The 14,869-nt window shown below is 59.7% G+C and carries 17 protein-coding genes (1 of these 17 cut by a window edge); 4 read left to right on the forward strand and 13 right to left on the reverse strand.

Annotated features, from left to right (window positions below; all coding sequences use genetic code 11):
- Positions 1-24: 24 nt before the first annotated feature.
- Entirely contained in the window at positions 25-249 is a 225-nt protein-coding gene (locus AB4N53_RS20455) for a DUF1161 domain-containing protein (protein ID WP_071173980.1), read from the reverse strand.
- A 129-nt stretch (positions 250-378) separates the two neighbouring features.
- A complete protein-coding gene (locus AB4N53_RS20460; RefSeq protein ID WP_016772305.1) occupies positions 379-594 on the reverse strand; it encodes a dodecin in 216 nt (71 codons plus the stop codon).
- A gap of 166 nt (positions 595-760) precedes the next feature.
- Here AB4N53_RS20460 and AB4N53_RS20465 point away from each other — a divergent pair, with 166 nt between their 5' ends.
- Complete coding sequence (locus AB4N53_RS20465) at positions 761-1,087, forward strand: ElaB/YgaM/YqjD family protein (protein WP_039757078.1); 327 nt, start codon at positions 761-763, stop codon at positions 1,085-1,087.
- Here the strand turns inward: AB4N53_RS20465 and AB4N53_RS20470 are convergent.
- Positions 1,060-1,977, reverse strand: a complete 918-nt coding sequence (locus tag AB4N53_RS20470) for a LysR family transcriptional regulator (RefSeq protein ID WP_460122672.1) — start codon at positions 1,975-1,977, stop codon at positions 1,060-1,062. The genes AB4N53_RS20465 and AB4N53_RS20470 overlap by 28 nt on opposite strands.
- Positions 1,978-2,091: 114 nt before the next feature.
- Between AB4N53_RS20470 and trpB the strand changes: the two genes are divergently transcribed.
- Both trpB and trpA read left to right on the forward strand, forming a co-directional pair.
- The gene (trpB, locus tag AB4N53_RS20475; RefSeq protein ID WP_039757076.1) at positions 2,092-3,324 is read left to right on the forward strand and encodes a tryptophan synthase subunit beta; all 1,233 of its coding nucleotides are present in this window, start codon (positions 2,092-2,094) and stop codon (positions 3,322-3,324) included.
- Positions 3,324-4,133, forward strand: a complete 810-nt coding sequence (trpA, locus tag AB4N53_RS20480; protein ID WP_460122675.1) for a tryptophan synthase subunit alpha — start codon at positions 3,324-3,326, stop codon at positions 4,131-4,133. The genes trpB and trpA overlap by 1 nt, the downstream gene beginning before the upstream one ends.
- Positions 4,134-4,191: 58 nt before the next feature.
- Here the strand turns inward: trpA and AB4N53_RS20485 are convergent, their stop codons facing one another.
- From AB4N53_RS20485 to AB4N53_RS20530, 10 genes are all read right to left on the reverse strand, one after another.
- Positions 4,192-6,153: a DUF7844 domain-containing protein gene (locus tag AB4N53_RS20485; protein WP_460122677.1), complete on the reverse strand. Its 1,962-nt coding sequence runs from the start codon at positions 6,151-6,153 to the stop codon at positions 4,192-4,194.
- Positions 6,150-6,470 carry a DUF2388 domain-containing protein gene (locus AB4N53_RS20490; RefSeq protein WP_039757071.1) on the reverse strand — a complete coding sequence of 107 codons (321 nt, stop codon included), beginning with the start codon at positions 6,468-6,470 and terminating at the stop codon, positions 6,150-6,152. The genes AB4N53_RS20485 and AB4N53_RS20490 overlap by 4 nt, the downstream gene beginning before the upstream one ends.
- 27 nt (positions 6,471-6,497) lie before the next feature.
- Positions 6,498-6,815 carry a DUF2388 domain-containing protein gene (locus AB4N53_RS20495; protein WP_460122680.1) on the reverse strand — a complete coding sequence of 106 codons (318 nt, stop codon included), beginning with the start codon at positions 6,813-6,815 and terminating at the stop codon, positions 6,498-6,500.
- Positions 6,816-6,923: 108 nt separating this feature from the next.
- Positions 6,924-7,241: a DUF2388 domain-containing protein gene (locus AB4N53_RS20500; protein WP_042608980.1), complete on the reverse strand. Its 318-nt coding sequence runs from the start codon at positions 7,239-7,241 to the stop codon at positions 6,924-6,926.
- Between the two features lie 332 nt (positions 7,242-7,573).
- Positions 7,574-7,789 carry a DUF1127 domain-containing protein gene (locus AB4N53_RS20505; protein ID WP_007911656.1) on the reverse strand — a complete coding sequence of 72 codons (216 nt, stop codon included), beginning with the start codon at positions 7,787-7,789 and terminating at the stop codon, positions 7,574-7,576.
- Between the two features lie 321 nt (positions 7,790-8,110).
- Positions 8,111-9,604, reverse strand: coding sequence for an acetyl-CoA hydrolase/transferase family protein (locus AB4N53_RS20510; RefSeq protein ID WP_460122682.1), 1,494 nt, complete (start codon positions 9,602-9,604; stop codon positions 8,111-8,113).
- A gap of 214 nt (positions 9,605-9,818) precedes the next feature.
- A complete protein-coding gene (locus tag AB4N53_RS20515) occupies positions 9,819-11,252 on the reverse strand; it encodes an NAD(P)(+) transhydrogenase (Re/Si-specific) subunit beta (RefSeq protein ID WP_460122684.1) in 1,434 nt (477 codons plus the stop codon).
- The gene (locus AB4N53_RS20520; protein ID WP_003220416.1) at positions 11,252-11,572 is read right to left on the reverse strand and encodes an NAD(P) transhydrogenase subunit alpha part 2; all 321 of its coding nucleotides are present in this window, start codon (positions 11,570-11,572) and stop codon (positions 11,252-11,254) included. Before AB4N53_RS20520 ends, AB4N53_RS20515 begins: the two co-directional genes overlap by 1 nt.
- 15 nt (positions 11,573-11,587) lie before the next feature.
- The gene (locus tag AB4N53_RS20525) at positions 11,588-12,709 is read right to left on the reverse strand and encodes a Re/Si-specific NAD(P)(+) transhydrogenase subunit alpha (RefSeq protein ID WP_434767301.1); all 1,122 of its coding nucleotides are present in this window, start codon (positions 12,707-12,709) and stop codon (positions 11,588-11,590) included.
- Between the two features lie 434 nt (positions 12,710-13,143).
- Positions 13,144-14,043, reverse strand: coding sequence for a LysR family transcriptional regulator (locus tag AB4N53_RS20530; protein WP_460122687.1), 900 nt, complete (start codon positions 14,041-14,043; stop codon positions 13,144-13,146).
- A gap of 157 nt (positions 14,044-14,200) precedes the next feature.
- Here AB4N53_RS20530 and AB4N53_RS20535 point away from each other — a divergent pair, with 157 nt between their 5' ends.
- Positions 14,201-14,869 carry the 5' portion of an acyl-CoA dehydrogenase gene (locus AB4N53_RS20535; protein ID WP_024015035.1) on the forward strand. It continues 513 nt past the right edge of the window, so 669 of the gene's 1,182 nt are visible here — the first part of the coding sequence; its start codon is at positions 14,201-14,203; its stop codon lies beyond the right edge, outside the window.

Genomic DNA, 14,869 nt, shown 5'->3' on the forward strand with positions numbered 1-14,869 from the left:
TCGGCTTTTGTATTTCAGGCGCAATCAACCGCGCTTGTAGACGATGTCCTTGCTGCCGCCTTCGCAACTGCCGACGACGTCGCCATCAGCCGCCGCACCCTTGTCGACAACTTCCAGCGAATAACCGGAAACGCCTTTGGCGTCGAGCTTCGCGGCGATTTCGCTTTTCAACTCTTCACATGGCTTGCCGGCTGCAAATGCACCACCCGCAAGGCTCAACAAACCTACTGCCAACATGAACTTCTTCATCGGTCGCACTCCCTGGTCGGATTGAAAGAGGCGGGCATCGGATCATCCACCCGATGCGCTCACCTTGTAGCGCTTTGCCATTCCCTATGGCACTCGGCCAGCGCGCAAGTTCAGAAGACTAGCTCAAACTCAGCTGGCGGCAATCTTGAAGCCGACTTTAAGTGTTACCTGAAAGTGCGCCACCTGGCCGTTTTCAATGTGGCCACGGGTTTCGGTCACTTCGAACCATTCCAGATTGCGCAGGGTCTTGTTGGCCTCGGCCAGCGCGTTGTTGATGGCGTCTTCGATGCTGGTGGTGGACGAACCGACCAGCTCGACTTTCTTGTACGTGTGATGGTCACTCATGGCGTTCTCCTTGGGTTGGAAGGGCGTGTGAAATTGAGCCTAGCAGGCAATTGCACCGTTGATTTCGGCGCCTCTGCGCTGCCGAAGTTCAGAATTTCTGCACTTTCTCGAAGTGGTGAAGTCCCAACCAACACACGCCACTCATCACCAATGCAGGAGAGCCACCATGGCCAACACCTCTTTACGTAAAGCCTCGTTGCAAAGCATGGAAGCCGAGATCGAGAGTCTGCTCAAATCGTTGGAAAGCTTGAAAGACGATGCTTCAGACGAGTCGCGCAAGACCCTCAAGGCGCTGAAAAGCAACGCCGAAAGTGCGCTGAAACATTCCCGTCATCTGCTCAGCGACGCGTACGAAGAAGTCAAAGTGAAAACCCGCGAGACCGGCATTGCCACTCGTGACTACGCGCAGGAACACCCATGGACCACAGCCGGCGTGGCTGTCGGTGCAATCGGTCTGCTTGCCGCCTACTTTCTGTTCAAGCGCGGCGAGTGATCGGTCTGGCGCAGCTCGTTCTTGAGCCACTGCGCCAGTTGCCGGGCGCGTCCGTCTGCGGCGCGCTTGGGTAGCCACAACGCCAGTTGCGCCGGGGTTTCGCAGAAGCCCCACGGCGCAACCAGGCGACCCGCCTTCAGATCTTCGGTTACCAGCGGCTCCGGCGCGATCGCCACGCCGAGACCTGCAACAGCCGCCTCCAGCAAATAATACAAATGCTCAAAACCTTGCCCGAGCTTCAACGCCTTGGGATCGAGGTGGTTTTGCTGCGCCCAGCTTGGCCAGGCTTGCGGGCGAGAGGTGGTGTGCAGCAAGGGCTCGTCAAAAAGATCTGCGGCCGCAGCGGTGTGCAGCTTCTGATAACCGCTGAACAACGGGCTCATCACCGGGCCGATGCGTTCCGCCGCCAGTTCGTAGACCTGCATATCGGCCGGCCACGGTGGCTCGGCGAACAGCAACAGCGCGTCCAGCCCCGGGCGGCGGGGATCGAGATCGCCTTCACCGGCAGACAGGTGCAGACGCAAATCCGGCAGATCAGCGTTCAGCCGCCCCAGGCGCGGAATAAACCAGCGCGCCAGCAGGCTCCCGGAACACCCCAGCACGAACGGCGCATCGGCAGTGCTTTGGGTCAATTCCGCACAAACACTGCGCAACCGATCGAACGCCTCGGCGCTGGCATCGCGCAGACGCACGCCGGCATCTGTGAGTTTCAAGCCGCGCCCGTCCTTGACGAACAGGCTCACACCGAGATGGTCTTCAAGCACCTTGAGCTGGCGGCTGACCGCCCCGTGGGTAACGTGCAGCTGTTCGGCAGCCTGACTGACACTGTTCAAACGAGCGGTGGCCTCGAAGGCGCGCAAGGCATTCAGCGGGGGAAGGTCATGGCTCATGGTATCTGTGAGTTTTCCTGACAGGTTGTGGCGATCTTATCGGTTTTCAGCCTGGAAAGTCAGGGGTAGAGTGGTCGTCATTGTCTTCTGACCGAATTCACCTGGAGCGACCCCATGACCCAGACTTCGCACACTTCTGATCTGCGTAACGGCCCTGACGCCAACGGCCTGTTCGGTGCGTTCGGTGGCCGTTATGTAGCGGAAACCCTGATGCCGTTGATCCTCGACCTCGCCCGCGAATACGAAGCGGCCAAGGAAGATCCGGCCTTCAAAGAAGAATTGGCCTACTTCCAGCGTGACTACGTCGGACGTCCGAGCCCGCTGTATTTCGCCGAACGCCTGACCGAATTCTGCGGCGGCGCCAAGATCTACCTCAAGCGTGAAGAGCTGAATCACACCGGCGCGCACAAGATCAACAACTGCATCGGCCAGATCCTGCTGGCGCGGCGCATGGGCAAGAAGCGCATCATCGCCGAGACCGGCGCCGGCATGCACGGCGTGGCCACGGCCACCGTTGCTGCGCGTTTCGGTCTCGATTGCGTGATCTACATGGGCACCACCGACATCGAACGTCAGCAGGCCAACGTCTTCCGCATGAAGCTGCTCGGCGCTGAAGTCATCCCGGTCGTGGCCGGCACCGGCACCCTCAAAGACGCGATGAACGAGGCCCTGCGTGACTGGGTGACCAACGTCGACAACACCTTCTACCTGATCGGCACCGTGGCCGGCCCGCATCCTTATCCAGCAATGGTTCGCGACTTCCAGGCCGTCATCGGCAAGGAAACCCGCGATCAACTGCAAGCTCAGGAAGGTCGTCTGCCGGACAGCCTGGTGGCGTGCATCGGTGGCGGTTCCAACGCCATGGGCCTGTTCCACCCGTTCCTCGACGACAAGAGCGTGGAGATCATCGGCGTCGAAGCCGCCGGTTACGGCATCGAAACCGGCAAGCACGCGGCCAGCCTCAACGGCGGGGTGCCGGGCGTGCTGCACGGTAACCGGACTTTCCTGCTGCAGGACGACGACGGCCAGATCATCGACGCCCACTCGATTTCCGCCGGCCTCGATTATCCGGGCATCGGCCCTGAACACGCGTGGTTGCATGACATCGGCCGCGTCCAGTACACCTCGGTAACCGACGACGAAGCGCTTGAAGCGTTCCACAAATGCTGCCGTCTGGAAGGGATCATTCCTGCCCTGGAAAGCGCTCACGCTCTGGCCGAAGTGTTCAAACGCGCACCGAAGCTGCCAAAGGATCACCTGATGGTGGTCAACCTCTCGGGCCGTGGTGACAAGGACATGCAAACCGTGATGCACCATATGCAACAGTCGCAGCAGGAGAAACACTGATGAGCCGCCTGCAAACCCGCTTTGCCGACCTCAAGCAACAAAATCGTGCGGCGCTGGTGACCTTTGTCACTGCCGGTGATCCTGACTACGACACTTCGCTGGCAATCCTCAAAGGCCTGCCGGCCGCAGGTGCCGATGTGATCGAGCTGGGCATGCCGTTCACCGATCCGATGGCCGATGGCCCGGCGATCCAGTTGGCCAACATTCGCGCCCTGGGCGCCAAACAGAATCTGGCGAAAACCCTGCAAATGGTTCGCGAGTTCCGTGAAGGCAACAGCGACACGCCACTGGTGTTGATGGGTTATTTCAACCCGATCCACAAATTCGGCGTCGAGCGTTTCATCGCCGAAGCCAAAGAGGCTGGCGTTGACGGCCTCATCGTGGTGGATATGCCACCAGAGCACAACGAAGAGCTGTGTGACCCGGCGCAGGCTGCCGGGCTGGATTTCATTCGCCTGACCACGCCGACCACCGACGACGCGCGTCTGCCGCGCGTGCTCAACGGCAGTTCCGGTTTCGTCTATTACGTGTCCGTCGCGGGTGTCACCGGTGCCGGTGCAGCGACTCTGGAGCATGTGGAAGAGGCGGTTGCACGTCTGCGTCGGCATACCGACCTGCCGATCAGCATCGGTTTCGGTATCCGTACACCGGAGCAGGCTGCGGCGATCGCGCGTCTGGCTGACGGTGTGGTGGTGGGCTCGGCGTTGATCGATCACATCGCCAGTGCCGATACGCCTGAACAGGCCATCGATGGCGTGTTGAGTTTGTGTTCGGCGCTGTCCCAAGGCGTGCGCAAGGCTCGCATCTAAAGCCACAGGGGAAAACAAAAAGGCTTCAGAACAGGCGTTCTGAAGCCTTTTTTTGTGCTCAGGGTAATTGCAGTCCGCCCGAAGCCTTGTGCAGTTTGCGCAAATGCTCGCCAATCTGCTTGACGTTGGCCTCGCTGGCGGCAATCTCGGCCGCTCGCTTGGGTTCGAGCAGCTTGCGCACTTCGGTATCGAGATCGCCGGACAGCGCCAGCAGCTTCTTCTGCCGTTGGCTGCTTTCCGCTTCCAGTCGGCCAAACTCGCTTGGCTGCGGCAGTCCGTAACCTTTGGAGTCGAGCAGTTCCGCCGGGCGGCTGAGAAAACCACTGTTGGCGAGGATTTCCTGCAAGGTCGCGTTGGCCTTGTCCATGCCGCCGTTCTCCAGCTCGCGGGCGCCGAGGTAGCGTTGCTTGACCTCATCCTGCGCCAGCAACAACTGCCGGCGGAAACTGGCCTGCTCGAGCAGCAACAGCGCCGCACTGGTGCGCAGGTCGGCGCGATCGAACCATTCGCGGCGTTGTTCAGCGCTGAGTGACAGCCAGTCTTCGACAGTGGTCTGCTTGATCGGCAGTTGCTTCTTAAGCACATCGAACATTGCCTGATAACGATCACGGAACGAGTCGAAGCGATAACCCAGACGCAGCGCTTCTTTCGGATCGTCGAGCACACTGGTGTCGGCCAGACCACGGCCCTTGAGCACTTCGAGCAAGCCGTTGGGCATGATGCTGTCGAGCCCGACAAGTTGGCTGTTATTGCTGCCGCTGCGCAACAGTTTCAAACCCTCTACCGCGCAGTTGTTGGACAGGAAGAAATAGTTGCCGTCGTAGCTCCAGTGCATCTCGGCAGCATGTTCGACCACGCCCTCGATCTCCTCGCGAGACAGGTTCAGCGGCACTGAGGCGAGGCTGCGCAGCTCGGTCTTGGTGTACTCGTCGATCACCTGTGCCAGCGGCAGCACGAACAGCCGCGACGGGTATTTGCCGACCAGTCCGTCCCAGCTCGACAGCTGCACATCGCCAACGAAGGCGCGATAGGACAGCACCAGGTGCTGATCGAGATCGAGGCGGCAATCCGGGCCGCGCGGGCGACCGGGAGCGCAGATCACCAGGCGCAGCATGCTGTGGCCCCAGCGGCTGACCCAGTTCTGATTGGCCTCGGCCAGCAGGTAATCGACCGCGTAGACCCGTTCCGGATCGACTTGCCCCAGAGGCTGCTTGGCGAAATCATTGCCCGCATTGAGAAAGGCGAAGCTCTTGCTGCAGGTGTCCTGCGCTGCCGGCGCCCAGCCGAAATGTTCCTTGTAGTAGCGATACAGCGCCGGGCGGCGGCAGGCGTAGCTCGGGTCGAGGAGGAAGTACTCCATGTTGACCGCGACAAATTCCTTGGGACTGGAGATCTCGTAGAGGTCCGGACTGCGCGCGATCTGGCGATTGTGTTGTTCGCGCTCGCCACGGCGGCCGACATATTGCTGCCACCCGGCCAGGTCAAGCAGGCGCGGGTCATCGCTGATGGTGAAGCGGCGACCGTTCTGCCCGCGACACTCATCAGGAATACCGATCAGCCCGGCACTGTTGAAGCGTCGGGTGCAGCGTTGGATCAACGTGCGCTCGGCGCTTGGCCATAAACGCGCACGGTCGTAGATATGCGTGATTTCGTGCAGCACCGTGGCCAGCAGTTCCTGCCGCACGGTGCCGTGGGGGCGATTGGTTTTCTCTTTTGCCGCGCTGCCATCGGTGAGACCGGCGAGCAGCTGGCGATTCAGATCGAGCTCGGACACCAGCGTCGCTTGTCCATAAGCGTTGGCAGGCATGTCGTCGGTCCAGCCGACGTCGATGCGCCGATCCAGCCGCGCGATGAAGCTCGGCGGCAGTTTCGCTATGGCTTCATCGATCAGCGCCTGACTGGCCTGTTGTTGAGCCGGGTTCAGACCCTCGGTCTTGAGCCGCAATTGCAGGACGGCGTGGGCGCTGTTGCCAAGCAGCAACAACGCCCCGGCCAGCAGCCAGGCGCCAACGGACCTCACAGTGCGAGGATGGCTTCGGCGAGTACCTGATCACTGGCGTCGCGCGCTTCCGGCACGCGAGTGCGCAAGGTGTTGAGGGCGGCTTCGAGATGCGCGCCACGGATGTCACCGTTGCTGGCGACGAAGCTGGCGGCGTCGTCGTGGGCTTCGCGGATGATTTTCGAATCGCGAATCGACGTGGTGGTATCGGAGGTGAAATCGATGGTGCGCTGGGAGGCACGAACGATGATGTTACTGGTGGCTACCAGGGTGTGCGCCTGGGCCACATCGGCCAACACAAACAGGCCAAGGGCGGCAGCAATCAGCGGGCTACGCATGGAACGACTCCGGAAGGAAAAGGATAACTATTGGACGAGAATTGCCTCTGCCAGTTCAAGGTCGCTGGCATGAAGTTTCGGCCGGGTTTTGCGCAGGTAATGCAGCGCGGATTCCAGCCGTGCGCCTCGCCATTCACCGTCACTGGCAACGAAGGCTGCGGCGTCATCATGGGCGGCGCGCAGCAGTTTACGGTCGAACGGCGCAGAAGACACCATGCTGGTGGCGTAACCGCTGACAACCGTGCCTTGAGTCGAAGCATTGAAGGCGTCGAAGGCGTTGGCAGACATCGCCCAGCAGGCAGCGAATAAAGTAGAAGAGATGAGCAGAGTTGGAAGAAAGCGCATGGGACTCGACAACTGTTAACGAGCCTGAAGGCTAGCGCAAATGCCCGGGCCAGAGCCAGCATTGAAACATCGGGACACGGCTGGCGTGTCCCGCGATGCCACGATTGATCAGAGGGTCAGAATGGCTTGAGCCAATTGGGCATCGGTGGCATTGAGTTGTGGCGCCTGATGGCGGATGTGATCGAGCGCGCTTTCCAGTTTCACCCCACGGATATCGCCTTCGCTGGCCACGAAGCTGGCGGCATCGTCGCGGGCGGCGAGGACGATCTTGTCGTCACGGAAAGAGGAGGTCACATCGGAAGTGGCGTCAGAAGAGGCTTTCAGCGCGCCGACGATCGAGTCGGTGGTGACGATGAAGCTGGTAGCACTGGCGTTGGCAGCCACGGCCAGCAGGGCGGCGGCACTGAGCAGACGAAGACGGGTCATGATGTAACTCCTTTGGATAAACCGTAGTGAGAGGTGGCTCGGTATCTGAGGAGTCAGACGCCTGTTGCGCAACGTTCGCCACGTTCTGCATGGATATTAGGCTGCCAGATACGGTTCGCCCAGTGGTGGCCACTGATACTCAAACGTTTCTGAATAACTGTACTGGTCATTTTTATGGTTTGTGAAATTGTACTTTCCGCCGATCAATTATGCGTTTTAGAGCGTTTGCCGCCCCAAAACGACAAAACCCGTCGTGGTTTCCCACGACGGGTTCTGCTTGTGCAATTCGGGTTGCTGGCGGTGGGTCTGACGACCAGAGCCAGCGACGCTGCTTAGCGCCAGAACGGCTTGCTCAGCTCTTCGTAGCGTTGTGCTTCGCTGATACCGGCGTCGGCCAGCAGACGCGAGTCCAGGCGAGCCAGTTGATGGCGGCTGGAGATGCGGCGCTGCCACAACATCAGGTTGGCAATAACGCGCAGAGGCAGGGAAGCCTGGGTGTTTACAGCTTTGTCTTCGAAGAACAGTTCGGAACTGAGTGTACGTTCCATGGTTGACATCCTTCCGCTTGTGGCGGGATCAGGTAGTGGTTTGACTGGTGCCCATGATCCTCTCGTTTGCCTAGTCTCTCTAGATACAGTTCATTTGTATTGTGAGTGAGCAGTTAACTGTTTATGGATGGTGTACGGGTCGAAATTGGGCAAACTGTACCTGTCTGCACTCGGTTGGTGCACTTCTGCTTGTATTAGGGAGTTGACTAGGGATTTTCCGTAGGAAACGACCGGTACAGCAGTACAGTTTTTGGTGATCCTGCTTCTCGCGGGCATCCACCGAAGCAAAACTGTGTTTGCCTCGGTGGTTATCTGTGCGAATCACACCGCCAGCATGCGCCCGGTTTCTTCCAGGTTCATATGCCAGCTCAGGGCTTCGCGCAGAATATGCGGGGTGTGCCCGCCGATTGCACAGGCAGCGCTGAAGTAATCATTCAGTGCCTGGCGGAAGTCCGGGTGCACACAGTTGTCGATGATCACTCGAGCACGCTCCCGTGGCGCGAGGCCGCGTAAATCGGCCAGCCCGACCTCGGTCACCAGAATGTCGACGTCATGCTCGCTATGGTCGACGTGGCTGACCATCGGCACCACGCTGGAGATCGCGCCACCCTTGGCGATCGATTTGGTCACGAATACCGCTAGATGCGCATTGCGCGCGAAGTCGCCGGAGCCGCCGATGCCGTTCATCATCCGCGTGCCGCAGACATGGGTAGAGTTGACGTTGCCGTAGATATCAAACTCCAGCGCGGTATTGATGCCGATGATGCCCAGACGCCGCACCACTTCCGGGTGATTGGAGATCTCCTGCGGCCGCAGAATCAGTTTGTCCTTGTACTTCTCCAGGTTGCCGAACACGTCGCTGTTGCGCCGCTCGGACAGGGTGATCGAGCTGCCCGAGGCAAAGCTCAGCTTGCCGGCATCGATCAGGTCGAAAGTCGAATCCTGGAGCACTTCGGAGTACATGGTCAGATCTTCGAACGGCGAGTCGATCAAGCCACACATCACTGCGTTGGCGATGTTGCCAATCCCGGCCTGCAGCGGGCCGAGTTTGTTGGTCATGCGCCCGGCCGCGACTTCCTGCTTGAAGAAGGTGATCAGGTGTTCGGCGATAGCGTTGGTGTCGGCGTCCGGTACCGACACCGTGGACGGCGAGTCCGACTGTTGGGTGATGACAATCGCAACGATCTTCTCCGGCGGAATCGGAATTGCCGTGCTGCCGATGCGATCGTCGACTTTCACCAGCGGGATTGGCGTGCGCGTCGGGCGGTACGTGGGGATATAGATGTCGTGCAGGCCTTCGAGGTTGGCGTTGTGTGCCAGGTTGATCTCGACGATCACTTGTTTGGCGAAGATCGCGAAGCTGGCCGAGTTGCCGACCGACGTGGTCGGCACGATGTGGCCTTGTTCGGTGATCGCGACTGCCTCGATGACGGCGATGTCCGGCAGTTTCAACTGCTGGTTGCGTAACTGCTCGACCGTTTCCGAGAGATGCTGGTCGATGAACATCACTTCGCCGGCGTTGATTGCCTTGCGCAACGTGCTGTCGACCTGAAACGGCATGCGCCGCGACAGCACGCCGGCCTCGGTGAGTTGCTTGTCGAGGTCGTTGCCCAGGCTGGCGCCGGTCATCAGGCTGATCTTCAGCGGCGTGACCTTGGCCCGCTCGGCCAATGCGTGGGGAACGGCCTTGGCTTCGCCGGCACGGGTGAAACCGCTCATGCCGACGGTCATACCGTCCTCAATCAGAGCAGCGGCGTCGGCAGCGCTCATCACTTTGTCCAACAACGAAGGCAGGCGAATACGGTCACGGTACATGGATTATTATCTCGGGCAACGAGTAGCAGGATGCGCAGTCTAGTGAATTTGGCCGGCGCCTGTCCCGCTACCAAGGTCGCAAACGAGGCCTCTATTTCGCGGCTTTTAAGTAAAACACCGTTACCGGATCTGCAACAACGCGGCAAATTGTCCACCATGTGGCGCAAACGAAAACGCCCCGACAGGTCGGGGCGTTTGCTATTGCAACGGTGAATTACTCGACCGCTTTGACCATATCTTCGATGACTTTCTTCGCGTCGCCGAAAACCATCATGGTCTTGTCCAGATAGAACAGTTCATTGTCCAGGCCTGCATAGCCGCTGGCCATCGAGCGCTTGTTGACGATGATGGTCTTGGCCTTGAACGCTTCGAGAATCGGCATGCCGGCAATCGGCGACTTCGGATCGTTCTTCGCGGCCGGGTTGACCACGTCGTTCGCACCGAGCACCAGCACCACATCAGCCTGGCCGAATTCGGAGTTGATGTCTTCCATCTCGAACACCTGGTCGTAAGGCACTTCGGCCTCGGCGAGCAGGACGTTCATGTGCCCAGGCATGCGACCGGCAACCGGGTGAATCGCGTATTTCACGGTTACGCCGCGATGGGTCAGCTTCTCGGTCAATTCCTTCAGTGCGTGTTGTGCACGGGCCACTGCGAGGCCGTAACCTGGCACGATGATCACGGTGTCGGCGTTGGTCAGCAGGAAGGTTGCGTCATCAGCCGAGCCGGATTTCACCGGACGGGCTTCCTGCGCACCGGCAGGACCTGCGTCTGCCGTATTGCCGAAACCGCCGAGCAGCACATTAAAGAAGGAACGGTTCATCGCCTTGCACATGATGTACGAGAGAATCGCGCCGCTCGAACCCACCAGCGAGCCGGCAATGATCAGCATCGAGTTGTTCAGCGAGAAACCGATCCCCGCCGCCGCCCAGCCGGAATAGCTGTTGAGCATCGACACCACCACCGGCATGTCGGCGCCGCCGATCGGGATGATGATCAACACGCCCATCACGAACGCCAGCGCCAGCATCAGCGCGAACGCAGTGAGGTTACCGGTGAACATGAACGTCAGGCCAAGAACCAGCGTAGCCAGACCCAGAACCGCATTGAGCTTGTGCTGGCCGGCGAACTGTACCGGTGCGCCCTGGAACAGGCGGAACTTGTATTTGCCCGAGAGCTTGCCAAAGGCAATCACCGAACCGGAGAAAGTGATCGCACCGATCGCCGCACCGAGGAACAGCTCCAGACGGTTGCCCGCCGGGATCGCATCGCCCAGTTGTTTAACCATACCCAACGACTGCGGCTCAACTACCGCTGCGATGGCAATGAATACCGCCGCGAGGCCGATCATGCTGTGCATGAACGCCACCAGTTCCGGCATCTTGGTCATTTCAACGCGCTTGGCCATGATCGACCCGGCGGTGCCGCCGATCAGCAGGCCGACGATCACATAACCGATGCCAGCCGTGGCCAGTTCAGCGCCCAACTTATAGATGAGGCCGACCGTGGTGATGATAGCCAGCGCCATGCCAAGCATGCCGAACAGGTTGCCGCGCCGCGAAGTGGTCGGGTGCGACAGGCCTTTGAGGGCCTGGATAAAGCAGATCGACGCGATCAGGTAGAGCGTCGTGACGAGATTCATGCTCATTACTTCGGCGCCTCTTCTTTTGCTTTCGGGGCTTTCTTCTTGAACATCTCAAGCATGCGGCGGGTGACCAGGAAGCCACCGAACACATTGACCGCCGCCAGTGCCACAGCCAGTGTGCCCATGGTCTTGCCCAGCGGCGTGACGGTCAGCGCAGCGGCGAGCATGGCGCCGACGATCACGATCGCCGAGATCGCGTTGGTGACTGCCATCAACGGCGTGTGCAGCGCAGGCGTAACGTTCCAGACCACGTGGTAACCGACATAAATCGCCAGCACGAAGATGATCAGGTTGTAGATACCGGGGGAGATAAGCTCTTCCATCGTCTGAATCCCTGCTTAGGCGTTTTTGCGGATGACTTGGCCGTCGCGGCACATCAGGCACGCGGCGACGATGTCGTCTTCGAGGTTGACGTCGAACTGGCCTTCCTTGGTGAACACCAGCTTAAGGAAGTCCAGCAGGTTGCGTGCGTACAGCGCCGAAGCATCGGCAGCGACTTCGCCAGCGAGGTTGGTCGGGCCGACGATGGTCACACCGTTTTCCACAACGACCTGATCAGCGATGGTCAGCGGGCAGTTGCCACCTTGGGCGGCTGCGAGGTCGATGACCACTGAGCCCGGTTTCATCTGCGCCACAGTCTCGGCGCTGAGCAGTGTCGGCGCTTTGCGGCCCGGAATCAGCGCGGTGGTGATGACGATATCGGCCTGCTTGGCGCGCTCGTGCACAGCCTGGGCCTGACGCTGCATCCAGCTCGCCGGCATCGGCCGCGCGTAACCGCCGACACCAACAGCGCATTCGCGCTCTTCGTCGGTCTCGTAAGGCACGTCGACGAACTTGGCGCCGAGGGATTCGATCTGTTCCTTCACCGCTGGACGCACGTCGGACGCTTCAATCACTGCACCCAGACGTTTCGCCGTGGCAATCGCCTGCAGACCGGCCACACCCGCGCCGAGAATCAGCACGCGCGCGGCTTTCACGGTGCCCGCAGCGGTCATCAGCATCGGCATGAAGCGTGGGTAATAGTGAGCGGCCAGCAGCACCGCTTTGTAGCCGGCGATGTTCGCCTGCGACGACAACACATCAAGACTCTGCGCCCGCGAGGTGCGCGGCGCGGCTTCGAGGGCGAACGCGGTAATGCCGCATTCGGCCATCTTCGCGATGGTCTCGTTGTTGAATGGGTTGAGCATGCCCACGAGCACCGTACCGCGCTTGATCAGCGTCAGTTCGGCATCGCTTGGCGCGACCACTTTGAGTATCAGCTCGGCACCAAACGCGTCATTGGCGCTGCCAATGCTTGCGCCGGCTGCTTCATAGGCACTGTCCACGACACTGGCTTTGACGCCGGCACCGCTTTGTACAGTGACCTTATGGCCTTGGCTGATCAGCTTCTTGATGGTTTCCGGGGTTGCAGCAACCCGTGTTTCACCGGTCTGGGTTTCGAGAGGAACACCAATGTGCACGTCAAATCTCCTGCGTGATCTTATTGAGTAAACCCATGCACTACGGATGGTGCGGCTGGGGCGGCCGATCAGCACGATCCCGCCGAATCAGGGCGGGGCGCGGCATTTTGCAGGCGAACTTTATGCCCTTCAAGGGATTATGACGGGTGACGGAAAATTAACTACAAGTCATGCCGTGACCGAATGTCGCAGATGGCCAGTTGAAACCCTTGCAAGCCGTGCCCTGCAAGGATTCTGGCTGAATTCTAAAAAAAATCGCATCGGTGGCGTGAATAGGCAGTAATGAGTCGCCATTAGAGGCTCAAAGCCACGTGGTTGGCAGCTTGTGGGACGTCTGTACGACTTTCGGATACAGTCTGCGCAAAAGCGACAAATAGTTATATCTGTAGGGATTTGGATTTTCTGACTACGGGGTTAGTTATTGCCCGAGGCCTTTATTCTTCTAGGCTGTAGCTCCGCGCCTGATTTACCAGCCAGTCACGAAATGCTTTCAGCGATGCCGATTCGACCTTTCGCTCCGGAATCATCAGGTAGTAGGCCTTGATGCTGGACAGCGCTTGAGGGTTTGCAACCACCAAGCGTTTCTCGGCCAGTTCACGCTGAATCAGAAACGGCGGAATCAGCGCGACGCCCATGTCGTGCATGGCTGCTTGGGCAAGCATGGAGAATAGCTCGTAGCGTGGGCCTGTCATGTCGCGAGGGATATTCAACTGCTGCGAGTTGAACCATTGGCGCCAGGCATAAGGTCGGGTGGTCTGCTGCAGCAGTGGTAGCTCGGCGATGGCTTGCGCTGTCAGCTGCTTGCGATCGCCGAGTAGGGCGGGGCTGCACACCGGCATCGGATTTTCGCCCATCAATCTGTGGGATTCGGTACCCGACCAATCGGCATCGCCGAAGTAGATCGCGCCATCGAATTCGGTATCGGCAAACAGGAACGGCCGGGTGCGGTTGGTCAGGTTGACGGTCACTTCCGGGTGCTGGAGCTGGAAGTCCTTGAGGCGGGGCAGTAGCCATTGCGTGCCGAAAGTCGGGACGACGGCGAGCTCGATGACGTTGGTGCCCTGCTGGCCCATCACCGAGAGGGTATCGCGCTCCACCGCATCGAGCTGAGTCGCCACCCGACGACTGTAGGAAAGGCCCGCCTCGGTCAACTTCACTCCGCGCCGCGAGCGCCGGAACAGTTCCACACTGAGGAACTCTTCGAGGCTGGCGATCTGTCGGCAAATGGCGCCCTGGGTGAGGGAAAGCTCTTCAGCGGCCCGGGTAAAGCTCTCATGGCGGGCGGCAGCTTCGAAGCTGATCAGAGCGGCGGTGCTGGGGATCTTCCTGCGCATGTACGTCAACCTCACTAATTCGCCGCATAAATGGCATTTCAAGACGTTTCGGAGTGAGAAATTAGCACAGCAGAATGCGAAATCCTCGTTTGCCGCGATGACGAACCGCGCCTAGGATCAATGCCACGTTAATTCACCCGATTGCGAGGGCATACTCATGGGCGGTAAAGCTAGTTTCAACTGGATCGATCCCCTGCTGCTGGATCAACAGCTCACCGAGGAAGAGCGGATGATCCGCGACACCGCCGCACAGTTCGCTCAGCAGAGTCTGGCGCCGCGTGTGCTCGAAGCGTTCCGTCATGAGAAAACCGACCCGGCGATCTTCCGCGAGATGGGCGAAGTCGGTCTGCTCGGTGCGACCATTCCAGAACAATACGGTGGCAGCGGTCTGAATTACGTCAGTTATGGCTTGATCGCGCGTGAAGTCGAGCGCGTCGACTCTGGCTATCGCTCGATGATGAGCGTGCAATCCTCACTGGTCATGGTGCCGATCAACGAATTCGGTACCGAAGCACAGAAACAGAAGTATCTGCCGAAACTGGCTTCCGGCGAATGGATCGGTTGCTTTGGTCTGACCGAGCCGAACCACGGTTCCGATCCGGGCGCGATGATTAGCCGGGCGCGTAAGGTCGATGGCGGCTACAGCCTGACCGGCGCGAAGATGTGGATCACCAACAGCCCGATTGCTGACGTATTTGTGGTCTGGGCCAAGGATGATGCCGGCGATATCCGTGGCTTCGTTCTGGAGAAAGGCTGGAAAGGTCTGAGCGCTCCGGCGATTCACGGCAAGGTCGGCCTGCGCGCTTCGATCACCGGTGAGATCGTC

The sequence above is a fragment of the Pseudomonas sp. H3_E04 genome, from assembly GCF_054668915.1.

Coding starts and splice junctions, on each gene's coding strand:
- AB4N53_RS20505 (WP_007911656.1), bottom strand. CDS start 7,789: ATGGAACGTACACTCAGTTCCGAACTGTTCTTCGAAGACAAAGCTGTA.
- AB4N53_RS20515 (WP_460122684.1), bottom strand. CDS start 11,252: ATGAGCATGAATCTCGTCACGACGCTCTACCTGATCGCGTCGATCTGC.
- AB4N53_RS20455 (WP_071173980.1), bottom strand. CDS start 249: ATGAAGAAGTTCATGTTGGCAGTAGGTTTGTTGAGCCTTGCGGGTGGT.
- AB4N53_RS20530 (WP_460122687.1), bottom strand. CDS start 14,043: ATGCGCAGGAAGATCCCCAGCACCGCCGCTCTGATCAGCTTCGAAGCT.
- AB4N53_RS20460 (WP_016772305.1), bottom strand. CDS start 594: ATGAGTGACCATCACACGTACAAGAAAGTCGAGCTGGTCGGTTCGTCC.
- AB4N53_RS20470 (WP_460122672.1), bottom strand. CDS start 1,977: ATGAGCCATGACCTTCCCCCGCTGAATGCCTTGCGCGCCTTCGAGGCC.
- trpB (WP_039757076.1), top strand. CDS start 2,092: ATGACCCAGACTTCGCACACTTCTGATCTGCGTAACGGCCCTGACGCC.
- AB4N53_RS20500 (WP_042608980.1), bottom strand. CDS start 7,241: ATGACCCGTCTTCGTCTGCTCAGTGCCGCCGCCCTGCTGGCCGTGGCT.
- AB4N53_RS20510 (WP_460122682.1), bottom strand. CDS start 9,604: ATGTACCGTGACCGTATTCGCCTGCCTTCGTTGTTGGACAAAGTGATG.
- AB4N53_RS20465 (WP_039757078.1), top strand. CDS start 761: ATGGCCAACACCTCTTTACGTAAAGCCTCGTTGCAAAGCATGGAAGCC.
- trpA (WP_460122675.1), top strand. CDS start 3,324: ATGAGCCGCCTGCAAACCCGCTTTGCCGACCTCAAGCAACAAAATCGT.
- AB4N53_RS20520 (WP_003220416.1), bottom strand. CDS start 11,572: ATGGAAGAGCTTATCTCCCCCGGTATCTACAACCTGATCATCTTCGTG.
- AB4N53_RS20490 (WP_039757071.1), bottom strand. CDS start 6,470: ATGCGTAGCCCGCTGATTGCTGCCGCCCTTGGCCTGTTTGTGTTGGCC.
- AB4N53_RS20495 (WP_460122680.1), bottom strand. CDS start 6,815: ATGCGCTTTCTTCCAACTCTGCTCATCTCTTCTACTTTATTCGCTGCC.